At 41.5% G+C, this 22,514-nt stretch carries 23 protein-coding genes; 16 read left to right on the top strand and 7 right to left on the bottom strand.

All coding sequences use genetic code 11. The annotated features are described in order from the left end of the window. Positions 1–228 precede the first annotated feature (228 nt). On the bottom strand, positions 229–630 hold the full coding sequence (locus Q0R88_RS24330; RefSeq protein ID WP_295721025.1) for a transcriptional regulator: 402 nt from the start codon (positions 628–630) through the stop codon (positions 229–231). 92 nt (positions 631–722) lie between these two features. Then, on the bottom strand, positions 723–1,283 hold the full coding sequence (locus Q0R88_RS24325) for a hypothetical protein (protein ID WP_295721024.1): 561 nt from the start codon (positions 1,281–1,283) through the stop codon (positions 723–725). 616 nt (positions 1,284–1,899) lie between these two features. Between Q0R88_RS24325 and Q0R88_RS24320 the strand changes: the two genes are divergently transcribed. Continuing rightward, positions 1,900–2,172, top strand: a complete 273-nt coding sequence (locus Q0R88_RS24320; protein ID WP_295721023.1) for a hypothetical protein — start codon at positions 1,900–1,902, stop codon at positions 2,170–2,172. Then, the gene (locus Q0R88_RS24315) at positions 2,162–2,764 is read left to right on the top strand and encodes a hypothetical protein (protein WP_295721022.1); all 603 of its coding nucleotides are present in this window, start codon (positions 2,162–2,164) and stop codon (positions 2,762–2,764) included. The genes Q0R88_RS24320 and Q0R88_RS24315 overlap by 11 nt, the downstream gene beginning before the upstream one ends. Before the next feature lie 76 nt (positions 2,765–2,840). On the opposite strand, the gene Q0R88_RS24310 is transcribed toward Q0R88_RS24315, so the two are convergent. Continuing rightward, on the bottom strand, positions 2,841–3,251 hold the full coding sequence (locus Q0R88_RS24310) for a hypothetical protein (protein WP_295721021.1): 411 nt from the start codon (positions 3,249–3,251) through the stop codon (positions 2,841–2,843). A 463-nt stretch (positions 3,252–3,714) separates the two neighbouring features. On the opposite strand from Q0R88_RS24310, the gene sucD reads away from it, so the two are divergent. The 7 genes from sucD (at position 3,715) to Q0R88_RS24275 (ending at position 11,678) form a co-directional block, all read left to right on the top strand. Beyond that, the gene (gene sucD, locus Q0R88_RS24305; RefSeq protein ID WP_295721020.1) at positions 3,715–4,593 is read left to right on the top strand and encodes a succinate--CoA ligase subunit alpha; all 879 of its coding nucleotides are present in this window, start codon (positions 3,715–3,717) and stop codon (positions 4,591–4,593) included. Positions 4,594–5,061: 468 nt separating this feature from the next. Next, the gene (locus Q0R88_RS24300; protein ID WP_295721019.1) at positions 5,062–6,009 is read left to right on the top strand and encodes a serine hydrolase domain-containing protein; all 948 of its coding nucleotides are present in this window, start codon (positions 5,062–5,064) and stop codon (positions 6,007–6,009) included. Next, positions 5,988–6,611, top strand: a complete 624-nt coding sequence (locus Q0R88_RS24295) for a serine hydrolase (protein WP_295721018.1) — start codon at positions 5,988–5,990, stop codon at positions 6,609–6,611. Before Q0R88_RS24300 ends, Q0R88_RS24295 begins: the two co-directional genes overlap by 22 nt. Before the next feature lie 208 nt (positions 6,612–6,819). Continuing rightward, the gene (locus Q0R88_RS24290; protein WP_295721017.1) at positions 6,820–7,191 is read left to right on the top strand and encodes a methionine-R-sulfoxide reductase; all 372 of its coding nucleotides are present in this window, start codon (positions 6,820–6,822) and stop codon (positions 7,189–7,191) included. A gap of 574 nt (positions 7,192–7,765) precedes the next feature. Next, positions 7,766–8,737, top strand: coding sequence for a ribonucleoside-diphosphate reductase small subunit (locus tag Q0R88_RS24285; protein ID WP_295721016.1), 972 nt, complete (start codon positions 7,766–7,768; stop codon positions 8,735–8,737). Between the two features lie 174 nt (positions 8,738–8,911). Next, positions 8,912–11,284 (top strand): ribonucleoside-diphosphate reductase subunit alpha, encoded by a 2,373-nt coding sequence (locus Q0R88_RS24280; protein ID WP_295721015.1) that lies wholly within the window; start codon positions 8,912–8,914, stop codon positions 11,282–11,284. A 184-nt stretch (positions 11,285–11,468) separates the two neighbouring features. After that, positions 11,469–11,678 carry a cysteine-rich CWC family protein gene (locus tag Q0R88_RS24275; protein WP_295721014.1) on the top strand — a complete coding sequence of 70 codons (210 nt, stop codon included), beginning with the start codon at positions 11,469–11,471 and terminating at the stop codon, positions 11,676–11,678. A gap of 313 nt (positions 11,679–11,991) precedes the next feature. Here the strand turns inward: Q0R88_RS24275 and Q0R88_RS24270 are convergent, their stop codons facing one another. Further along, complete coding sequence (locus Q0R88_RS24270; RefSeq protein ID WP_295721013.1) at positions 11,992–13,746, bottom strand: DUF885 domain-containing protein; 1,755 nt, start codon at positions 13,744–13,746, stop codon at positions 11,992–11,994. An 82-nt stretch (positions 13,747–13,828) separates the two neighbouring features. Here Q0R88_RS24270 and Q0R88_RS24265 point away from each other — a divergent pair, with 82 nt between their 5' ends. The 6 genes from Q0R88_RS24265 (at position 13,829) to rpsJ (ending at position 18,622) form a co-directional block, all read left to right on the top strand. Beyond that, on the top strand, positions 13,829–13,951 hold the full coding sequence (locus Q0R88_RS24265; RefSeq protein ID WP_295721012.1) for a hypothetical protein: 123 nt from the start codon (positions 13,829–13,831) through the stop codon (positions 13,949–13,951). Positions 13,952–14,073: 122 nt separating this feature from the next. Then, positions 14,074–14,268 (top strand): hypothetical protein, encoded by a 195-nt coding sequence (locus tag Q0R88_RS24260; RefSeq protein WP_295721011.1) that lies wholly within the window; start codon positions 14,074–14,076, stop codon positions 14,266–14,268. 750 nt (positions 14,269–15,018) lie between these two features. Continuing rightward, the gene (rpsL, locus tag Q0R88_RS24255) at positions 15,019–15,441 is read left to right on the top strand and encodes a 30S ribosomal protein S12 (protein ID WP_067190071.1); all 423 of its coding nucleotides are present in this window, start codon (positions 15,019–15,021) and stop codon (positions 15,439–15,441) included. Between the two features lie 19 nt (positions 15,442–15,460). After that, a complete protein-coding gene (gene rpsG / locus Q0R88_RS24250) occupies positions 15,461–15,928 on the top strand; it encodes a 30S ribosomal protein S7 (protein WP_091149764.1) in 468 nt (155 codons plus the stop codon). A 144-nt stretch (positions 15,929–16,072) separates the two neighbouring features. Then, positions 16,073–18,184, top strand: a complete 2,112-nt coding sequence (fusA, locus tag Q0R88_RS24245) for an elongation factor G (protein WP_295721010.1) — start codon at positions 16,073–16,075, stop codon at positions 18,182–18,184. A gap of 132 nt (positions 18,185–18,316) precedes the next feature. After that, entirely contained in the window at positions 18,317–18,622 is a 306-nt protein-coding gene (gene rpsJ / locus Q0R88_RS24240; protein ID WP_022830652.1) for a 30S ribosomal protein S10, read from the top strand. Positions 18,623–19,232: 610 nt separating this feature from the next. On the opposite strand, the gene Q0R88_RS24235 is transcribed toward rpsJ, so the two are convergent. The 3 genes from Q0R88_RS24235 to Q0R88_RS24230 all read right to left on the bottom strand — a co-directional run bounded on the left by Q0R88_RS24235 (position 19,233) and on the right by Q0R88_RS24230 (position 20,608). Beyond that, positions 19,233–19,580 (bottom strand): MmcQ/YjbR family DNA-binding protein, encoded by a 348-nt coding sequence (locus Q0R88_RS24235; protein WP_295721009.1) that lies wholly within the window; start codon positions 19,578–19,580, stop codon positions 19,233–19,235. A 49-nt stretch (positions 19,581–19,629) separates the two neighbouring features. Next, positions 19,630–19,926, bottom strand: coding sequence for a hypothetical protein (locus tag Q0R88_RS27220; protein WP_366087910.1), 297 nt, complete (start codon positions 19,924–19,926; stop codon positions 19,630–19,632). A 232-nt stretch (positions 19,927–20,158) separates the two neighbouring features. Further along, a complete protein-coding gene (locus Q0R88_RS24230) occupies positions 20,159–20,608 on the bottom strand; it encodes a hypothetical protein (RefSeq protein ID WP_295721008.1) in 450 nt (149 codons plus the stop codon). A gap of 152 nt (positions 20,609–20,760) precedes the next feature. Between Q0R88_RS24230 and pruA the strand changes: the two genes are divergently transcribed. Beyond that, positions 20,761–22,398, top strand: a complete 1,638-nt coding sequence (gene pruA, locus Q0R88_RS24225) for an L-glutamate gamma-semialdehyde dehydrogenase (RefSeq protein ID WP_295721007.1) — start codon at positions 20,761–20,763, stop codon at positions 22,396–22,398. Positions 22,399–22,514 lie beyond the last annotated feature (116 nt).

Here is a 22,514-nt window from a genome sequence, read left to right as displayed (position 1 = left end):
TTAGATCGTAATTATAATTAAATAGAGATTCTCTTTCTTAAGTATTATTTTTCTACTGGCCTTGTACGCAAAGCTGGGGTTATCACCCGCTGTCGCAAGGGTCCACCCTTGCTGTTCGAATGTCTCCGACTTCGAACGATTATGCCCGTAGTTTAAAACTACCCGCATGCTAAGTATGCGCCATACCTTTATGACAATCCACTATGAATCAAATGGTTAATATCTGCATCACAGCAAGGGTACCAGGCATCGTACATCGCTATCGTTTTCATAAATTTCCAGGCAATAGCCTTTCGGGTCAATATTAGGATAGCTTAGTAATTGCCTGAACGCGTGGCCTACACTGGCCTCATCTTTTTTCCAGTCCTTTAAATACAAACTGATATAAGTTCCTTTCCTTACCAGGAAAGTTTCCGCTTTTTTTTCTTTACCCTCGCCCGGATACGCCTCTTCAGCAGCAGCGCGGTAAATGATCTGGCCTTCTTTGTCTGGGTTTGAAATACCGTAAAGCCTGTCCCGGCCTGGTAAAAGAGCATCCAACGCCGCGAATGCGCCACCAACACCCATCGGGAAAGAGGTTGCTTGTACATAAATGACAGTAATATCTCTTTCAATCGTATATTTTTCCATGTCAAAAGTTTTGCTGAATAAAAGTAATTCATCAGTTTGAACCGGGCAAGGGTAGAAAATGACAAAAGAGGGGGTAAACGCGACAGCTTATATCAGTATATATGTGCAGTGATTACAACTTCAGAACTATTATTTAAACCACGGGGATGAATCACTACCTCTGTAATTTTTAAATTTTCATTGCTAACCAGATGCCCATTTACAAGTTCCATAGGAAATATTGTAGACTCTGATACGTCAAAAATGGATTTCGTAAATACTTGCCCTTTTGAGTCAATCGGAAAAACGACAACTCCATTAAACGGTCTCAATCGGAAATCTGAGTTTTTGTCATTCATTTTTATATAAATCTGCCCCTTGAAATTAGGCGGGACAGCAATTACGAAGCCGTTGACAATAAAAACATCCCGACAAACAAAAAAAATATTTAGAACTATTATCAAAAACATGATAACATGACTCGCCAATTTATTTAGAATTCTTATCTTTTTAATCGTGATGACTAAGATTAAACAAACAAATCCAATAACAGCAACCCGAAAAAAAACATCTTCGGATATATAGGTAAATTTCCATTCCAGGATTGTTGCTATTAAAGCAAATACGGCCAAACCAAAATTCGCAGTTGTTAAAAATTTTATTATTCTACTCATCGCTATGTGTCGTCCTGAAAAAAATTTACTGGGTACCATTAAAAAGACGACTAATCAAAAGAAGTATCCGATATGAAGACTATACTGACCAAACATGAGATTGAAAACAAGGATGGCAATATTTAGTAATACAATGTACAATATCGCTTTCCAAAACATTTTGTGTAATGCTTTATAAAATGCATCTTGAATTAGCTTAAGGTTTGTCTCATTTAGATGGGGGTCTAATTGATCGTTCATGTATTTAGGGTTTAAGTTATGTACTTATGTTTCGCACTAAAATAACTAAATTAGGAATATGAATGTGGAAAACCTGCTGGATTTATATACTGAATACTTAATAACTTAATAATAGTGCCAGGCGAACAACAGCGACTGGTCTTTCGGTATTAGCGAAGGAAAAATCATTCCCCCATGCTGTCTGAAGTCTCCCGCTGTTCGAATATCTCCGACTTCGAACGATTATGCCGGTAGTTTAAAACTACCCACATGTATAGGTATGCGCCACGCCTTTAGGGCAGAGACTATGATTCAAATTAATGCATACAGGTAGGCTCTAAAATACAAAATCCTGGATGAAAAAATATCCGCGATTTACAGATTCAATACCTTGAATGTGGGCCACAAGGCTGAAGCCTTGCGGCAGCGTGGCGTGACAGATGGCCATCAGGGCGTCGCAATGAATGACAAACGTGATACAAAAAGAAATAGAATCCATGAAATTTTTCATACATTGTTTTATGATTATGATGGCGCTGGGTCGGGGATCGGTTCTTACGACAAACAGGATATGCCCAATGATCTAGATGTCAGTACCGTTATTGATCAGCTGCCGAATATTCCTCCCCCTGATGACAAATCAAAAACAGAAAAGAAAGATGAAAAGTAACCTTAGAATCCTGGGACTTATTATTTTGCTGCCTTGTTTGCAACGATCTTACGGACAGCCCAGTAAATCTATAAAAGATACAGTGTTCATTTGCTTGGTTTCGGGAACATTAGATAATGGACGACCTGTGACGGAATATTTACTAAGTAAAGATTTGCCTTCTATTTACAGGTGTTTAAAAGCTGGCGACCAGGACTCAATCATTTGTAGACTGACTGAAAAATTAATATTATTTGAAGAGCCGTTTCTCACATTAAAAAAAAACCGGTTACGTTACCAGTTTAACAGCGTTGAACAAGAAGCAATATTTTCTAAAAATTACTATAAGAGGCTGCTGCCGCTTTCTAAAAAGATGACGGAATTTAGCACGGCTAAGTTATCAAATGGAAGGCACCTGACGCTGAACATTGCTAAAATATCAGGTGAGTTTTGGACATTGCCAGCAAACAAGACAACATTTAGTGAAAGTTTTCCTGATAACGGGTGTTATAAAAAAGAATATATCTCTAATTTGAAATCGATAGATAAGATTTATAGACTGGCCGACACAGAGCGAATTGAAATATTGGTGCATACTGGAAGTTCTATGTAAAGGTGGGTAGAGTATCAAAGCCCAAGCTGCCGCTGCATACTCGCGCCAAATATGGGAAGATTCGAACTGTGGAAGGCTATGGACAGCATGGGCTGGTCCTAATTAACAAAAAACTTCCACTGGTAGTCTTTCCTTCCATAAAAATTGTATCTGTCGTAAATTTTTCTACTTTATAATTCACAAGCCAACAGACTTCTAAGGTACTATCTTTACTTTGATAATACCATTTGGATTTACTTGAGCCTTCCATATCCAGCAGAAGGGGATCGCCTTTTTTATTTTCATCCTTGGAAAAGTAAGACATTGAAGTTCCATCGGGGCTGAAAGTCCATTGATTATGATTGTAATTGTACCGTCCAAGAGAATCTTTTTCTTTTAAAATCCAAAATCCCGATGCACTTTGTGAGGTTAATATCTTTTTTAATTCGTTATCACTTCCACATGACAGAATTAATGTTACTACAATCAGTAGTACTATTTTTTTCATAATTAATCTTCTGGTTAGCCAGTTTTGTATAAACCGCGTGCCTTATTTGGCGCGAGTATGCAGCCATGGCCAAAAGCGTGGAGTACTCGTGACTTCATGAAAAGGCAGTTATTTCATAAATCTCTTCTGCACAATTCAATTTATTAACCACATGTTTAACATTCCACCATCAATTTGCAGATTTTAAAAATACAAAATTCCGGATGAAACTCACGTCCAGGATTTGCGTGAAAGCCCACCGTTGACGCGGACCTGCGGCAAAGGCAAAACGAGTGCTTGCAACGGAAAGCCCTGCTCCCGATTTTATCGGGGGAAACATCCAAAACCTACCCGGTGAAACAATTATTTAATTACCACAAAGTCACTTTTTTGTTAACATTTAAAATTATTCGCCCTTTAGAAAATTAGGGGGTTGACATTCGGACAAAAACTTTAGCTTTGCCGTACTAAACGAAAAAAACCAATGAGTGTTCTCGTAAATAAAGATTCAAAAGTTATTGTACAAGGTTTCACCGGTAAAGAAGGCACTTACCATGCTGAGCAAATGATTGCTTATGGCACCCAGCTTGTTGGAGGTGTTACACCAGGTAAAGGCGGTCAGACGCATTTAGACAGGCCTGTTTTTAACACCGTTAAAGACGCTGTTGACCAAACAGGTGCTGATGTATCTATCATTTTTGTACCTCCTGCTTTCGGCGCTGATGCTATTATGGAAGCTGCCGAGGCTGGTATTAAGGTTATTGTTTGTATCACCGAAGGTATCCCGACAAAGGATATGATTGCGATAAAAGAATATTTAACAGATAAGGATGCACGCCTTATTGGCCCTAACTGCCCGGGTATTATTACTGCTGATGAAAGTAAAATTGGTATTATGCCAGGCTTTATCTTCAAAAAAGGTAATGTTGGTGTGGTTTCAAAATCAGGTACGCTAACTTATGAAGCGGTTGACCAGGTGGTTAAAGCTGGTTTAGGTATCACTACCGCTATAGGTATTGGTGGCGACCCGATCATTGGTACGCCTACTAAAGAAGCTGTTGAATTGTTAATGAATGATCCTGATACTCATGGTATCATCATGATAGGCGAAATTGGCGGAAGCATGGAAGCTGAAGCAGCCCGTTGGATTAAAGAATTTGGCACTAAACCAGTTGTAGGCTTTATTGCCGGCCAAACTGCGCCTCCGGGCCGTAGAATGGGTCACGCTGGTGCTATTGTTGGCGGTGCCGACGATACAGCTGCCGCTAAAATGAAGATCATGCGCGAGTGCGGTATCCGCGTAGTTGAATCTCCTGCCGAAATTGGCGCTGCCATGGCAGAAGAATTGGCTAAATTAGTTTAAAGCCCCCTAACCCCCTAAAGGGGGAACTGGAAAAACATATTTGAATCCTGGTCAGTTTTGGCCGGGATTTTTTATTTAGAATCAAATCGACATATCACTCCCGCGAGGTTAGCGCAGCGTAACTCGTGGGAGACATGGTGTAAGCTTCCAGCTTACGTGTACTTGGCTTCAAGCGGCGCAGCCCTCACTGCAAATTTGAAAATAGTTACATACTGAGCACCTCACCCAAACAGGTGTTCGGATTTTTCAAAAATCACCTCACAGCCCGAACACCCCGAACACTTAAATTACTGATAATCAACGTCAGCAATTTCCACACCCAAACCAAGCGGACACTTAAATTACTGATTTACAAATGGTTAAATATTCAACTTTTCGCTAACGACGGATACTCCTGAAAAAGCGAACACCTGTTTCCTTACCAGCCATAAATTCTTTATTTTTAGAAAGTAAAGCTTCAACTTACTTATGATCACAAAGAATCTGCATAAACTACTCAGCTTAATTCTGCTATCTGGCTGTTGCGCAACAGCTCTCGCTCAAACCTACAAACCCGCCGTTTTCACCGATCCCGACAGGTTAAAAAAGATAGAGGCGACTTTTCCTGTCATCGACCAGATTTATAAAGACTACGCAGAAAAGAACCATTGGCCGGGCCTGGCATATGGCATCGTTGTAGATGGTAAACTGATACATGTAGGTGGCCTCGGTTATACCGATGTTCCTAATAAAATAGCGGCTACCCCAAAATCCGATTTCCGCATTGCATCCATGACCAAAAGTCTTACCGCCATGGCCATTTTAAAACTGCGCGATGAAGGTAAACTGAAACTGGATGACCCCGCTTACCTGTACATCCCCGAAATGAAAAACACACATTACCTTACCAAAGATGCCACACCGGTAACTGTAAGGAATTTGTTAACCCACTCCGCCGGTTACCCCGAAGATAATCCCTGGGGCGACAGGCAACTGGCCGTAAGCGACGATGAACTGATAGCCCTCTATAAAAAAGGCGTCTCCTTTTCCAACAACCCTGGTTTAGGCTATGAGTATAGTAACCTTGGTTTTGCTACTTTAGGCTACATCATTAAAAAAGTTTCGGGCAAAACCTATGAAACTTACATTACCGAAAATATCCTGAAACCATTAGGCATGACCCATACTTACTGGGAATATACCAAAGTGCCTAAGCAGCAACTGGCGCTGGGTTACAGATGGCTTGATAACCAATGGGTAGAGCAACCTTTACTGCATGATGGTGCTTATGGCGCCATGGGGGGCCTCATCACCACCATTGAGGATTTCACCATCTACATGGCTCTTCACCTGGATGCCTGGCCACCACGGGATAACGCTGAAACCGGCCCGATAAAAGGAGCTCTATCCGCGAAATGCAATACCCATGGGATGTAAATTATTTAACGGCAAATGCCAAAACTACAACCGGTCGTCCCTGTCCCAATGTGAGTGCCTATGCCTACGGCTTGCGGTGGGCTAAGGATTGTGATAACCGGGTTTATATAGGGCACACCGGTGGCCTACCGGGTTTCGGCAGCCAATGGAACATCATGCCCGATTATGGCATCGGTGTAGTCTCCTTTGCCAACCTTACTTATGCCCGCGCGGGTTATCCCAACTCCCAGGTTTTGGATACCTTGCTGGCTTTATCAGGCATCAAACCACGCCAGCTACCAGCATCCCTGATTCTTGATCAGCGCAAAAACGACCTTCTCAAAGTTATTGCCGACTGGAGCAAGGCCAAAGAAAGCGGCATCTTTGCCGATAACTTCTTTATGGATTACTTCCCCGAAAAGCTAAAAATTGCTACCGCAGAAGCCTTTGCCAAAGCAGGCAAAACCATAAGTATTGGTGATGTAGTTGCAGAGAACCAGTTAAGGGGATATTTTATTATTAAGGGCGAAAATGCCAATATTAAAGTAAGCTTTACGCTAACGCCCGAGAATCCGCCTTTGATACAGGAATATCATTTGGATGTTAGCCCCCCGGCCCCCTGAAGGGGCAGTATCAATGCGGCATTTGTCTGAACCGTAATGTTATATCTGCACATCTGAAATTTGCACATCTGCACACCTAATCTCAAGTCAACCCAATGTAAACATCCCCTTCCAAAACAATCAAAACCTTTAAATTGTCGTATCTTTATGTAGCAAAAAGGTGAGCTAACATCACTAATTCACCCACTCATAAACTCACTAAATAAAAATGGAATACAACAAGTTAACACCCGAAGAAGAATATATTATATTACATAAAGGCACCGAGCGTCCGTTTACAGGCGCTTTGCTAAACAATCATGCTCAGGGTTTATATGTTTGCAAACGCTGTGACACCCCGCTTTACACTTCCGAGTCAAAATTCGAATCGCATTGCGGATGGCCAAGTTTTGATGATGAAATACCCGGTGCAGTAAAAAGAGTACCAGATCCGGATGGTCGCCGTGTTGAAATTGAGTGCGCTAATTGCGGCGCGCATTTAGGTCACGTTTTTGAAGGTGAATACTTCACCCCAAAAAACACCCGCCATTGTGTAAATTCAGTGTCGATGAAATTTGTATCGGCAGATGATATTAAATAATTTTCTTTAAACAATTCAGGAATGTCCCGGTCGATTAAAGTCGACCGGGATGTTTTGTTTTCCACAAACCGGGTTTGAGGCGATTTTCAGAGCCAGATTTCGAGATTCCCATCCGGCTTTAGCAAAGCCATTATGCATTTTTCAATGATTGTCGGTGTTAAGTAAAGTAATTTACAATGTTAAATTATTGTTTTCGGCAAGTTTTTACACTATGCTTTTTAGGGTTCAATTTTAATTAGCTGTAATCAAGTTCATTAATTTTCTGTTTAGCCAGGCGGCTTTAAAAGTTATGGCACAAAGTGTTAATAACTCTGGCCTTTGTTAAAAACTATCATTATAAGCATTCCAACTCAAACATTAACTTTGTTCTACAAGGTAATAAAAAAGGTATTCAACAGGCAGCGGATGCATTCGTCATCCACAATACAAACACTTAGCTGTCATAGATTTACATACTAAACATTGTGATTGGTCAAGCTAAATCACAAAAACTTGAAAGCTTTATTTTTAATAAGGCTCGCTTTGGTGTCTGATGGCGCTACGTAGGGATAAAACGAATAAAAAACAGGTACCAATGATACAGGAAGACGAAATATTACTGAGAGAGAATAAAGACAGGTTTGTGATACTACCTATTAAGTATCCGGCCATTTGGGAAATGTATAAAAAGGCTGAAGCCAGTTTTTGGACAGCCGAAGAAATCGATCTCTCGGACGATATGAAGCATTGGGAAAATCTGAATTCAGGCGAGAAGCATTTCATCTCGCACATCCTGGCTTTCTTTGCGGCAAGCGATGGTATAGTGAATGAGAACCTGGCTGTGAATTTCATGAGCGAGGTACAATTACCAGAAGCCCGTTGCTTTTACGGTTTCCAGATCATGATGGAGAACATCCACTCAGAAACCTATGCCTTGCTGATTGATACCTATATTAAAGATCCGGCCGAAAAAGACCGCCTGTTCCATGCCATTGACACGGTACCATGTGTGGGCAAAAAGGCCGAGTGGGCTTTACGCTGGATAAACAACGGTAATTTTGCCGAGCGTTTGGTGGCTTTTGCTGCTGTTGAAGGGATCTTCTTCTCAGGTAGTTTCTGCTCCATCTTCTGGCTTAAAAAACGTGGCCTGATGCCGGGATTAACTTTCAGCAATGAATTGATCTCCCGTGATGAAGGTTCGCATTGCGAATTTGCCTGCCTGCTTTACAAAATGCTAAGCAAAAGATTAAGCGCCGAAGCAGTTTTAAGCATTATTACCGATGCTGTTGAAATTGAAAAAGAATTTGTTACTGACGCATTACCTGTTAACCTGATAGGGATGAATGCCAAATTAATGAGTCAATATATTGAGTTTGTGGCCGACAGGTGGCTGGGCGAACTGGGATACGAAAAACATTACGGCGCCAGCAACCCGTTTGATTTTATGGAGATGATATCACTACAAGGCAAAACCAACTTTTTTGAAAAACGCGTTGGCGATTATCAAAAAAGCGGTGTATTAAACAATGCCGAAAGCAAAGCATTCTCATTAGATGAAGACTTTTAAGTCAGTATCAAGTATCGGAATGCTTAGTTATCTGTAAAAATCACCGGTTGGTAAAAGGTCTTACTACTTGATACTAACTACTTGATACAAAAAATAAGAGTTAACAAAATACAATATACACACAAGTTGGTTCAGGTCTTGCTACTTGATACTAACTACTAAATACTATTAAACATGCTTGTAGTAAAAAGAGACGGTAGAAAAGAATCGGTAAAATTCGACAAGATCACAGCTCGTATCGAAAAACTGTGTTATGGGTTCCAACTGGTTGACCCAATTGATGTGGCAAAAAAGGTAATTGAAGGTTTATTTGATGGAGTAACAACTTCAGAACTTGACAACCTTGCGGCCGAAACTGCAGCATCATTAACGACGAAGCACCCGGATTATGCTTTACTGGCTTCGCGTATAGCAGTATCAAACCTGCACAAAAATACGATCAAGTCGTTCTCAGAAACTATGCGCCTCCTGTACTATTACGTGGATGGCAAAACAGGCAAAAATGCTTCACTTATAGCCGATGATGTATGGGAAGTTATTCAAGAAAATGCCGAACTGTTAGATAGTACGATCATTTATGACCGCGACTTTGGTTTCGACTATTTCGGTTTTAAAACGCTTGAAAAATCATACCTGTTAAAGGTGGATGGCAAAATTGTGGAGCGTCCGCAACACTTGTTTATGCGTGTATCTGTTGGTATCCATAAAGAAGACGTTGAAAGCGCCATCAAAACATATCATTTAATGAGCGAGCGCTGGTTCACTCACGCTACTCCTACCCTTTTTAATGCAGGTACACCAAAACCACAAATGTCGTCATGCTTCCTGTTAACCATGAAAGATGATAGCATTGATGGCATATACGATACTTTAAAACAAACTGCTAAAATTTCACAAAGTGCCGGTGGTATTGGCTTAAGCATCCACAACGTAAGGGCTACAGGCTCATACATCAGCGGTACAAATGGCACAAGTAATGGAATTATCCCGATGCTGCGTGTATTTAACGATACCGCCCGTTATGTTGACCAGGGCGGTGGCAAGCGTAAAGGCGCTTTCGCTATCTACCTTGAACCATGGCATGCAGATATATTTGAATTTTTAGATCTGCGTAAAAACCACGGTAAAGAAGAAATGCGTGCCCGCGATTTGTTCTACGCCCTTTGGGTATCAGACCTGTTCATGGAGCGTGTTGAGGCCAACGAAGAGTGGAGCTTGTTTTGCCCGCATGAAGCACCAGGTTTGGCTGATTGTTTTGGTGCCGAGTTTGTTGAATTGTACACCAGGTACGAAAAAGAAGGTCGTGCCCGCAGAACCATCAAAGCACAGGAACTTTGGTTTGCTGTATTAGATGCCCAGGTAGAAACCGGCACACCATACCTTTTGTATAAAGATGCTGCCAACAGCAAATCAAACCAGCAAAATTTAGGTACTATAAAAAGCTCAAACCTTTGTACCGAAATTATGGAGTATACCGATGCTAACGAGATAGCGGTTTGTAACCTTGCTTCATTGGCATTGCCACGTTACATCAGCAACGGAACATTTGACCATAATAAACTGTATGATGTTACTTATCAGGCTACTTTAAACCTGAACAAGATCATCGATTATAACTACTACCCGGTTAAAGAAGCCGAATATTCAAACTTACGTCACCGCCCTATTGGTTTAGGTGTACAAGGTTTGGCGGATACTTTCATCCAGCTGCGTATGCCGTTTGAAAGCGATGAGGCTAAACAACTGAACAAAGAGATCTTCGAAACCATTTATTTCGCTGCCATGACGGCTTCTAAAGATCTGGCTATAAAAGATGGCCCTTACGAAACATTTAAAGGTTCACCGTTATCAAAAGGTAAATTCCAGTTTGATCTTTGGAATGTATCACCTGCCACTAACCGTTGGGATTGGGAAAATCTGCGCCTGGATGTAATGAACCATGGTGTACGCAACTCACTGTTAGTAGCGCCAATGCCAACTGCATCAACGTCACAAATATTAGGTAACAACGAGTGCTTTGAACCATATACTTCAAACATTTACACCCGTAGGGTATTAAGTGGTGAGTTCATCGTAGTAAACAAATACTTATTGCGCGATCTGGTTAACCTTGGCTTATGGACCCCTGCTATGAAAGATAAGATCATCACAGCAAACGGATCTGTACAGGACATTGCCGAAATACCTGCAGATATCAAAGAACTGTACAAAACAGTTTGGGAAATAAAGATGCGTAACATCATTGATATGGCTGCTGATAGAGGTGCTTATGTTTGTCAATCGCAATCATTAAACCTTTTCATCAACTCGCCAAACGCTTCAAAACTAACTTCAATGCACTTCTACGCATGGAAGAAAGGCTTAAAAACAGGTATGTATTACCTGCGTACACAAGCTGCTTCGCAAGCTGTTAAGTTCACAGTAGAGAACCAGGGTGGATCAAACATGGAGCCTGTTATTCCGGAACATGTAAATCAACTTGCAGATAATGTTCCAGAAGGCCCAAGCTGCTCAATGGAAGAAGGTTGCGTTACCTGCTCTGCGTAAGCGTAGTCGGAAAGTCAGCAAGTCCGAAAGATAAAAGAAGACCGGTAGCTCAACAGCTTACCGGTCTTTTACATTATAATGATTCGCAAAGCTTTTATTTACTATCAAACTTGTCGACCTTTGACAAACAACAAAAAACAAACTTTCGGACTTCCCGGACTTTCCCGACTTCCGGACTAAAACTATGCACCCAAAACACGAGATCATCCGTTGCGAACGCTGTGAGGCCACTTTTGAATGTAAAGCCAATTCATTCACCAAGTGCCAGTGCAGTACCGTGCAGCTCACTATTAACGAAGTGCAGTATGTGAGTGAATTATATGATGGATGCCTATGCGCTAATTGCCTGCTTGTTATTCAGCAGGAATACAGGGTGGAGATGGGGTTGGATTAATTGCCTGAACCGGGATTAAAGGATTCAGGGATTACTATGATTTGAGCTTCCAACCTATCTAATTCAGTCGTGCCGAATTTATTTCGGCATCCCACAGGACAGGTAGCCCGCATGATGCACACTGTGCAAGTTTTAACCTTAAAATTCCTCAAAAAGGACGGTCACCCTGAGCCTGTCGAAGGGTCGCGCGCAAAGGCCTTCCCCCACGAGTCTTCGACAAGCTCAGACTGACAGCCTCTTTTTTAAATTATTTTCTTTTCAGGTTTTGCAAAATTTTACATGTTCAGCACGACCTCTTTTCCATCGAATACCCCTACAGCACATCTCCCCAGGTACTTTTATCCTTCAGCATAATTTCACGTAGCATACCAATCTGAGGCATGCCGTGGTCAAGCACTTCATCATGGAATTTTTTGAGGGAAAAGTTCGCGCCTTCCTGTTTCTTGTAATCCTCGCGCAGCTTTAATATTTCCAGCTTGCCGATGGTATAAAACAGGTAACCGGGATCAAAGGTCCCGCGCAGGGCTTCCTGCCTGGATGGCTTATCGCCCTGGTACCAGTTGTCCATAAAAAACTTAGTAGCCTCATCAACACTCATACCCTGGGTATGGGTTTTAACAGATACACATAAACGGCAGAGCCTTAACAGTGCATCACCGGCTTGTGCCAGGCGATATTTTGCAGCCTTTACCGAATCGCCATTATGACCATAACCTTCATCTGCCATCATTTTCTCGCAGTAGTGCGCCCAGCCTTCAATGTAGGCGTAGCTACCAAATATCTTTTCAATTTTTGTCGCCGATGAGGCATTCAGGTGTAAAAACTGGGTGTAATGACCGGGATAGGCTTCATGAATAGTTACATTATCGGTAGTATAATAATCAAACTGTTTCAGCCAATCTTCTTTTTGTTGTGCTGTCCATTTGGAATCAACCGGAGTAATGTAGTAATAAGCCTCAGTTGCCTTAGTTTCAAACGGACCGGGCGTATCCATTGATGCCGTGCCTGTGGCGCGTGCATATTGCGGGGTTTCCTCTACCTTAACCCTTACTTCTGATGGCATGGTCACGATCTTTTTATCGATCAGGAACTGCCTGATTTGTTCCAGGTTCTTTTTGGCATCAGGAATCAGACTCTCGGCGGTAGGGTGTTCTTTTTGCAGGTCGTGGTATACATCAACCGGTTTCTTATTTGGGTTGATGATCTTAGCAGCATCGTTAAAAGCATTCTGTTCATCTTTCAATTCGGTTAGGCCAATTTGCAATATTTTATCTGGCGACAGCTTAATTCCCTCGCTATAAAGCAGCATTTTTTGATAGCTGGCCGTGCCAATGGCATATTTATTATTTGCCTTTGGCAGCTTTTCCTTCTTCAGGTAATCGGCGAAAGCATTAACGGCCAAAATTGCCGCATCGTTAGCGGTATTGAAAGCCTTCATCAGCGTATCGTTCTTAACATCCTTCAGTGCCACTTTAAGATCGCCGCCTAAAAATGCTGCCGAACCCTGCGCTATCTGGATAGCGGTTTCTACATACGGCCTGGCCAAAGTATCATTCAAATTAAGCCTGGCATCAGCCAGCAGCTTGGGGGCCATTTTTTCAATAGCGATGATTGATTTTACACGCTCCTCTATCGGTGCAAAATTGCGTTTCACATAAATGCTTACATCAACTATCCCGGCATAGGTCATGGGGTTTTTAGTAAAAGTGGCCAGATCATCAAAAGTCCAGATCTCTCCTTTTACAGCCGAACGTAAAATGCGGTAATCATAAAAAACCTTTGGACTAAAAGATGCGGTATCCGCTCCGCTTAGCCTGGTATCAAAATCCTTTAAACGTGCCAATTCCTTATCTATCGAGGCCTTACTGATATCAGTAACCTTACCATCGTACTGATGATAGCCCAATGCAACACCATTGGCAGGGCGCCAGGCCAGGTAACCATCAAGATAATCATCTGCCAGTTTCTGAAATGCGGCATCACCCGATAACGCACTTTCAGCTGCGGGCTTTGGTTTACAACTAATAAGGATACAAAAAGGAATGATAAGGTAAGCTAACTTTTTCATACAGATGGAATTGGAGAATCTAAGATAATGGTTTTAAAAACAATTTTCCGCCTGTTGGTATTGTATTAATAAACCTACTACTATGAAAAAGAGATTCACCGGCATATTATTACTTGCAGTAATGATTGCCACATTAGCCACAAGCTGCGCTCCGCCAAAGAACATGCCGCATCCACCACCGCCGCCAAAGCCGGCAGCAGCATAACAATAAAAGCCTTTAACCATAACCAGTTAAAGGCTTTTATATTGAAATTAAACCTTTACGTTAAAAAAGTATCATACATATGTACATCGTTTAAATAAGGTGTACCATTAAAATTATTTACCATGAAAAAGAGATTTGTTGCATTTGCATTATTAATATCAACAGTAGTAATATCGGTATCATCTGGTTGTGTTGTACGTGATGGATACGGCCGCGGAAATCACCATGGCAGGTACCATGATGATGATGATCATGACCGCGGACATGATCGTGGCCATAACCACGACTATAACCAGGGTGGTTATAACCATTATTAATTTATAAAGAGTGTTGTTTTTGAGTGATTGATGGCAAGGCGGTGAGTGATCACCGCTTTGTTTGTTTATAGGCGATTGGTTTTTACCGCTTGCTTTCTGAAAAATCCAGCCGAATTATTTTATTAAACAAGGAGAATAACATGTTGTAGACTCCCTACGCCCGCAATAGGGATGGAAGTGAATACCGGCCTGTGATTAAGGCCTGCGCAGTATAAACGTACAGCCCGGGCCGCATTATTGGGTAAAGGATTAACTCTGTTCAGTGCTTCGCTGTTTATGGAGTAAGGATTAAGGACTTTGCTCGCTCCATCATTTTAGATATCAGTAACCATATTGCAAACCTACTAAGTGCCTCTGCATGTCGGGGATTGCTTCGTACCTACCTATGGCAAATTATAAAACTGAAGTCGTCCTGAACTTGTTTCAGGATCCCACAGGACGGGTGGACCGCATGAAGTACACTTAGCAAGTGGGGTGCTGAAACAAGTTCAGCATGACGTGATGGAGATGTCATTTTCCGTTCAATGTCCCCAGGATAATAAAACCCGCAATGACAATGGCGGGATGACAGATGTTAAAACTGTCCCTAACACCTAAAATGACAATAATTTCCCAGCTATCCCCCCCCTTCGCCCACCCAATCAACCCTTTACAAAACTTTTTCGTCTCAACCCCTTGAAAATCAAAAAATACTCCATACCTTTGCAGTCCTTAAAATAAGGATAAAACAGTAAATACAAAAAGGAAAAAATGCCTACTATTCAGCAATTAGTTAGAAAAGGTAGAGTAGCTCTGGTTGACAAGAGTAAGTCACCAGCGTTGGACAGCTGTCCACAGCGAAGAGGAGTATGCACACGCGTGTATACCACTACCCCTAAAAAACCAAACTCAGCAATGCGTAAAGTTGCCCGTGTGCGCTTAACCAACGGAAAAGAAGTAAATGCTTACATCCCAGGTGAAGGTCACAACTTACAGGAGCACTCTATTGTTTTGATCCGCGGTGGTCGTGTTAAGGATTTACCAGGTGTACGTTACCACATCATCCGTGGTGCATTAGATACATCAGGTGTTGCCGGCAGGAACCAACGTCGTAGTAAATACGGAACAAAACGCCCTAAACCAGGTCAGGCAGCTGCACCTACAAAAGGCGCACCAGCTAAGAAAAAGAAATAATTAAGGAGGATAGAAAGCAATGAGAAAGTCAAAACCAAAAAAAAGAATTATCCTTCCTGATCCACGGTTCAATGATACCATGGTAACAAGGTTCGTAAATAACATGATGTATGATGGTAAAAAATCAACCGCATACGCCATATTTTATAACGCAGTTGATATTGTTGAAAAGAAAACCAGCGAAAGCGGTTTAGAAACCTGGAAAAAGGCTTTAAACAATGTTATGCCTGCAGTTGAAGTTAAAAGCCGTCGTGTTGGTGGTGCTAACTTCCAGGTACCAACCGAAGTTCGTCCTGAGCGTAAAATCGCTTTAGGTATGAAATGGTTAATCAGCTATGCCCGTCGTCGTGGTGAAAAAACCATGATGGAGAAATTAGCCGGTGAGATCATATCAGCAGCTAAAGGTGAAGGTGCAGCAGTGAAAAAGAAAGAAGATACGCACAAAATGGCTGAAGCCAACAAAGCGTTCTCTCACTTTAGATTTTAATTAAAGGATTACACCGATATAGAAAGGATTACACCGATTATATATTAAGGTTACACTGATTTATTATGATTGCGCCCTAAACAGCAAAATCAATAAATCAGTGTAATCGTTTTATTAAATCAGTGAAATCATAAAATAAAAAACATGTCAAGAGATCTAAGATTTACAAGAAATATAGGTATTGCCGCTCACATTGATGCCGGTAAAACCACTACTACCGAGCGTATTCTTTATTACTCGGGCGTAAGCCACAAAATTGGTGAAGTACACGAAGGTGCTGCAACAATGGACTGGATGGCGCAAGAGCAGGAACGTGGTATTACCATTACATCTGCTGCTACAACAGTAGATTGGAACTACAGAGGACAAAAATATCATATCAACATTATTGATACACCAGGTCACGTGGATTTTACCGTTGAGGTAAACCGCTCACTGCGTGTATTAGATGGTTTGGTATTCCTTTTTAGTGCTGTTGATGGTGTTGAGCCACAATCAGAAACCAACTGGAGACTTGCAAACAATTATAACGTTGCCCGTATAGGTTTCGTTAATAAAATGGACCGTTCTGGTGCCGACTTTTTAAATGTTGTAAAACAGGTAAAAAGCATGTTAGGCAGCAACGCTGTACCACTTCAGTTACCTATTGGTGCCGAAGAGAAATTTACAGGTGTTGTTGATTTAATTAACTGGAGAGGTATTGTTTGGAATGAGCATGATAAAGGTATGACTTTTACAGAAGTGCCTATCCCTGAGGATATGATCGAAGAAGCAACTGAGTGGAGAGAAAAACTTCTTGAATCAGTAGCTGATTATGATGAAAGCCTGATGGAGAAATTCTTTGAAGCGCCAGAATCAATCACAGAAAGAGAAATTTTAGATGCATTGCGTAAAGCAGTGTTAGATGCTAAAATTGTGCCTATGGTGTGTGGTTCATCTTTCAAAAACAAAGGTGTACAAACCATGCTTGATTATGTGATGGAATTATTGCCTTCACCAATGGATGTTGAAGGTATTATTGGTCATCACCCTGATACAGGCGAAGAAATTTTACGTAAGCCATCAGAAAAAGAACCATTTGCAGCATTAGCGTTTAAAATTGCTACCGATCCTTTCGTAGGTCGTTTGTGCTTTATCCGCGTATACTCTGGTAATTTAGAGGCTGGTTCATACGTACACAACATGCGTTCAGATAACAAAGAGCGTATTTCCCGTATCTTCCAGATGCACGCTAACAAGCAAAACCCTATCCCTAATGTAGGTGCAGGTGATATTGCAGCGGTAGTAGGCTTTAAAGATATTAAAACAGGTGATACCCTTTGTGATGAAAAACACCCGATCATTCTTGAATCGATGAATTTCCCTGAGCCGGTTATCGGTTTAGCTATTGAGCCTAAAACACAGGCCGACGTAGATAAATTAGGTATCGCTCTTGGTAAATTATCTGAAGAAGATCCAACTTTCCACGTAAAATCTGACGAAGAAACCGGACAAACTGTAATTTCAGGTATGGGCGAGCTTCACTTAGATATCATCATGGACCGCTTAAAACGTGAGTTTAAAGTAGAAGTTAACCAGGGTGCGCCCCAAGTTGCTTACAAAGAAGCAATTACAGGTACTATTCAACACCGTGAAACTTATAAGAAACAAACCGGTGGTCGTGGTAAATTTGCCGATATCCAGGTTATCCTTTCTCCAAACGATGAAGGTAAAGAAGGTTTACAGTTTGTGAATGAAATTAGCGGTGGTTCAATCCCTCGTGAGTTTATTCCATCTGTTGAAAAAGGCTTTGCTGCTTCAATGGCAAACGGTGTATTAGCCGGCTTCCCGTTAACCAGCTTAAAAGTAAGGTTAATTGATGGTTCATTTCACGCGGTCGATTCAGATGCGCTATCTTTCGAGTTAGCTGCAAAAATGGCTTACCGTGAGGCATTGCCAAAATGTAAACCAGTATTGCTTGAGCCGATCATGAAAATCGAGATCCTTACCCCAGAAGAAAACATGGGTGATGTTATCGGTGACATGAACCGTCGTCGTGGCCAGCTTTTAGGTATGGATTCACGTGCAGGTGCACAGGTAATTAAAGCTACTGTACCTCTTTCAGAGATGTTTGGTTATGTAACTCAGTTACGTACCATCACTTCAGGCCGTGCTACTTCAACAATGGAGTTTGATCACTATTCTGAAGCACCACGTAACGTACAGGAAGAAGTAGTTGCCAAAGTAAAAGGCAAAAAAGCTGCTGCAAACGCATAAATAATTTTGAATTATTGAATTAGTGATTGAGTGAATCAAAAACACAAGAAAGCTAATTCAGTAATTCAATAAATCAATAATTCAACAATTGCCCTAATAAATAGCTCTTAGGGTGGTTAAAATCAAATTAACATGAGCCAAAGAATCAGGATCAAATTAAAATCTTACGATTACAACCTGGTAGATAAATCTGCTGAGAAGATCGTAAAAACAGTAAAGCCAACAGGCGCTGTAGTTAGCGGACCACTTCCGTTACCAACCGAAAAGAAAATTTTCACTGTTTTACGTTCACCACACGTAAACAAAAAGGCACGTGAGCAATTTCAATTATGCTCATACAAGCGCTTATTAGACATTTACAGCTCAAATTCAAAAACTGTAGATGCCCTGATGAAGCTTGAGTTGCCAAGCGGAGTTGAAGTTGAAATCAAAGTTTGATAGGCAAGATTACCTTCGATATAAAAAACACCATTCGTAATAGGATGGTGTTTTTTTTGTTATAAAACCACCTCTGCGGCAAACCTCTCCTACGCGTCATTATAAGTTTGAAAATCCGGTGGACTCTGAAAGAGAAAATGACGTAACAAAAATGGCTGTCATCCTGAGCCTGTCGAAGGATAGCGGGTAAAGGCCTCTCCACGCGAGTCTTCGACAGGCTCAGACTGACAGGCCCACACGCCTCAAAATCCAATATGTCATTATAAGGTACGAAGCAATCTCCAAACTATACAGAGCGGACATGATAGTGTAAAACTTGCCTGATCGACCTGCCTGTGCAGAGATTGCTTCGTACCGCAATGACGCGAGACGAAAAGTTTCTTTATCCTTTGTCCCCATTTAGGGCGTTGCCTGCGGCCGGGCCATCTGCTCATACGCCTGCAGGCATTACGCTTCCGGCCGGTATCCGCGACTGTCCCTAACGCGATATTTGTCTGAACCTGAATATTTACCGAATTCAAAAATTAACAGAATGTCAGCGTTACGTCAGCACACATTATTGATTCTGTTGATCTATCTTGATACTTGATACTAACCACTTGATACAACACTATACCCCTACTTCCTTCCGCACTTTGGCCGGAAGCTTTTCGGCAATAAGCCGGTACGATTGTTTGATGTAAAATTCCCAATCAGGAATGCTCAAACAGCTGATATCGGCTATATGCACCCATTTATTCCGGCCAATATATGCCTGGGGCGAAAAACATTCCTTCTGCAATGTTTCTTCAAAATCCTCATCCGTCACTTTAACAGATGCAGTCGCGGGCACCGAATCGGGGCCTGTAAACAGGAAGGTTTTACCACCCACATTAAAACATAAATGTTCGCCGAGTTTAATATCTTCGGTAACGCCGGGCAGTTGATGGCAAATGGCTTGAATATCTTCTATGGTCATGCTATACGGAGAATAGGTTTTATGGTGGACATGCCAAGTTGGCCAATAATTATCTTACAAAATTTAAAATTTCTGTTTTCAAGGGTTCATGAATGGAAGTCCAGATAGTATCAGGCTTTACGTTTAAGGTAACGCCGCACTCTATATTAATAACAAGTATCATATGTTTAAACCAATCAAAATAGGACCATTCCCTGGGCTTAGGTGAATATAGAAAACTTCCATTATTATCCCAATGAACCTCGTTAGCCAACCGGTAAATCATACTAAACTTTTCCTTTTCGGGCTTTATATATAATCTACCCACATTGTCAATCCCAATTTCTAAGATATTGTCAATTTCCATATCCCCTAAATATTCATCGATTTGTCCTTTTTAGAATGGTTGCACCAAATTGACTGAAACAATGTTTTCGGAAATTCTATCATACCTCAACAATTACAATGCATATAAATACATGTTCTTTGCCATGACATAGCCTTTCAATTTAGCAGGGTTGTGGGGTTCAAAATAAGGCATCAGGCCTTCAAAAAAACCTATAAATTTATTTATTAAACTACAAATTTATTTATTCATATTATTTAATAACGGGAAATCGATTTGCGATGTCATCAAGTTGCTTTATAAAACCTGGAATATATGTCTGATCAAAAGCTAATTCAAACTTCAATTCAGACCCAAAGAGAGTAGCACTCCGCTCAACAGCTACACATGCCGCGTTCAAATGCCCTGTACCATCTCCTTTAATGTCAATTTCTAAATAACCTTCATAACCGCTAAATTTTGCCGAACTATCTAAGTTGGTATACAGTACTTTTAACTCATCCCTAAACCTAAGGAAATCACTAACCATAAATTCGCCTGTGTAATCTCCTTTAAAACCGCCAACTTTAATTATTATTTGAGTTTTTATCCAATTGTTATCCCAGGATAATTCCGAATTATAATTAATTATTTTTAATGGGATCATCGTGATTGAATCTCCATTTATATTTAATTCAAAAAATAATTCTTCCTTTTCTTTCACACAATAAATATATTAATAATAAAAGCATTAAATAATAAAAATATTACTACTCTCATCGCGTTTGTATTTCTTACGTTAACAATTTGACAATCCCCTCACCCGCCATCCTCTCCAAAATCCCTATCTTTGCGCCAATAAATTGACGACCCATTATGCTTAAAGGATTTTTTAATGTTCCTGCTCCGCAAAACGAGCCGGTTTTAAACTATGGCCCTCGAAGTCTTGAACGAGTAGCACTCAAAGCTGCTTTAGACGAGGCCCGCGCGCAGCAGTTAGACATACCCATGTACATTGGCGGCAAGGAAGTACGCACCGGCACAAAGCTGGAAATTCGTCCACCGCATGATCATAAACATTTGTTAGCCACCTTCAGTGAAGGTGATGCCAGCCACGTAACAGCTGCCATTGATGCAGCGCTTGCCGCTAAAGCCGACTGGGAAAACCTGCCATGGGAGCAGCGTGCCGCTATATTTTTAAAAGCTGCTGATTTATTTGCAGGTCCGTACCGTGCTGCTATAAACGCGGCAACGATGCTTGGCCAGTCCAAAAACGCTTACCAGGCCGAGATTGATTCGGCTTGTGAGCTGATAGATTTTCTGCGTTTTAACGTGGAATACATGACCGAGATTTACAAGCAACAGCCACCTGTATCTGGCAAAGGCGTTTGGAACCGTGTAGAGCAACGCCCGCTGGAAGGTTTTGTATTTGCTTTAACCCCCTTCAACTTTACAGCTATAGCGGGTAATTTACCTGCTTCTGCAGCCATGATGGGTAACGTTGTAGTGTGGAAACCTGCTTACACGCAGATCTACGCTGCCGATGTGATCATGAAGGTATTTATAGAAGCCGGCGTACCTGATGGCGTGATCAACCTGATCTACGTTGACGGCCCCGTTGCAGGCGAAGTAATATTTAACCACCCGGATTTTGCAGGTATCCACTTTACAGGATCAACCAAGGTGTTCCAAAACATCTGGCAAACAATAGGCACCAACATTCATAAATACAAAACCTACCCGCGCATTGTGGGCGAAACAGGTGGTAAAGATTTTGTACTTGCCCACCCAAGCGCCAATGCCGATGTGGTAAGTACAGCCCTTGTTCGTGGTGCGTTTGAGTACCAGGGGCAAAAATGTTCTGCTGCTTCCAGGGCTTATGTGCCAGCCTCATTATGGCCTGCAGTAAAAGCCAACATGCAGCGCGATATCACCTCGTTCAAGATAGGTCCGGTTGAGGATTTTGAAAATTTCATCAATGCCGTAATCACCGAGGTTTCATTTGATAAACTGGCCAAATACATTGATGCTGCCAAAACAGACGAAGGTGTCGAAATTGTAGCCGGTGGCAGCTATGATAAAACAAAAGGCTGGTTTGTTGAACCAACCGTGTTAAAAGTAGAGGATCCGTACTATGTAACCATGTGTGAAGAGCTTTTTGGCCCTGTATTAACCATTTACGTGTACGAGGACGATCAATTTGACGAGGTGCTTAACATTGTAGACAAAACATCTATCTATGCCCTTACAGGCTCTATCATATCGCAAGACAGATATGCTATTGCCAAAGCAACCTATCAGCTACGCAACGCAGCCGGTAACTTCTACATCAACGACAAACCAACCGGAGCAGTTGTTGGTCAGCAGCCATTTGGCGGCGCAAGAGGATCAGGCACCAATGACAAGGCTGGTTCTATGATCAACCTGTTGCGCTGGGTATCGCCACGCACCATCAAAGAAACTTTTGATCCACCAAAGGATTACAGGTACCCGTTCTTGGCTAAAGAAATATAAGTATAGAGTCAAGAGACAAGAATCAAGAGTTAAGACTTTTGAATAGATCAAAAAAAAGCGCAGAGAAATTTATTCCCTGCGCTTTTTTTATATAATTTATTGTCGGCTTTTCTCCC

It is taken from the genome of Mucilaginibacter sp. (genome assembly GCF_025362475.1).
Classification (GTDB): domain Bacteria; phylum Bacteroidota; class Bacteroidia; order Sphingobacteriales; family Sphingobacteriaceae; genus Mucilaginibacter.
The sequence above is the reverse complement of the archived record's forward strand: the minus strand, read 5'-3'. Positions and strand labels throughout refer to the sequence as shown.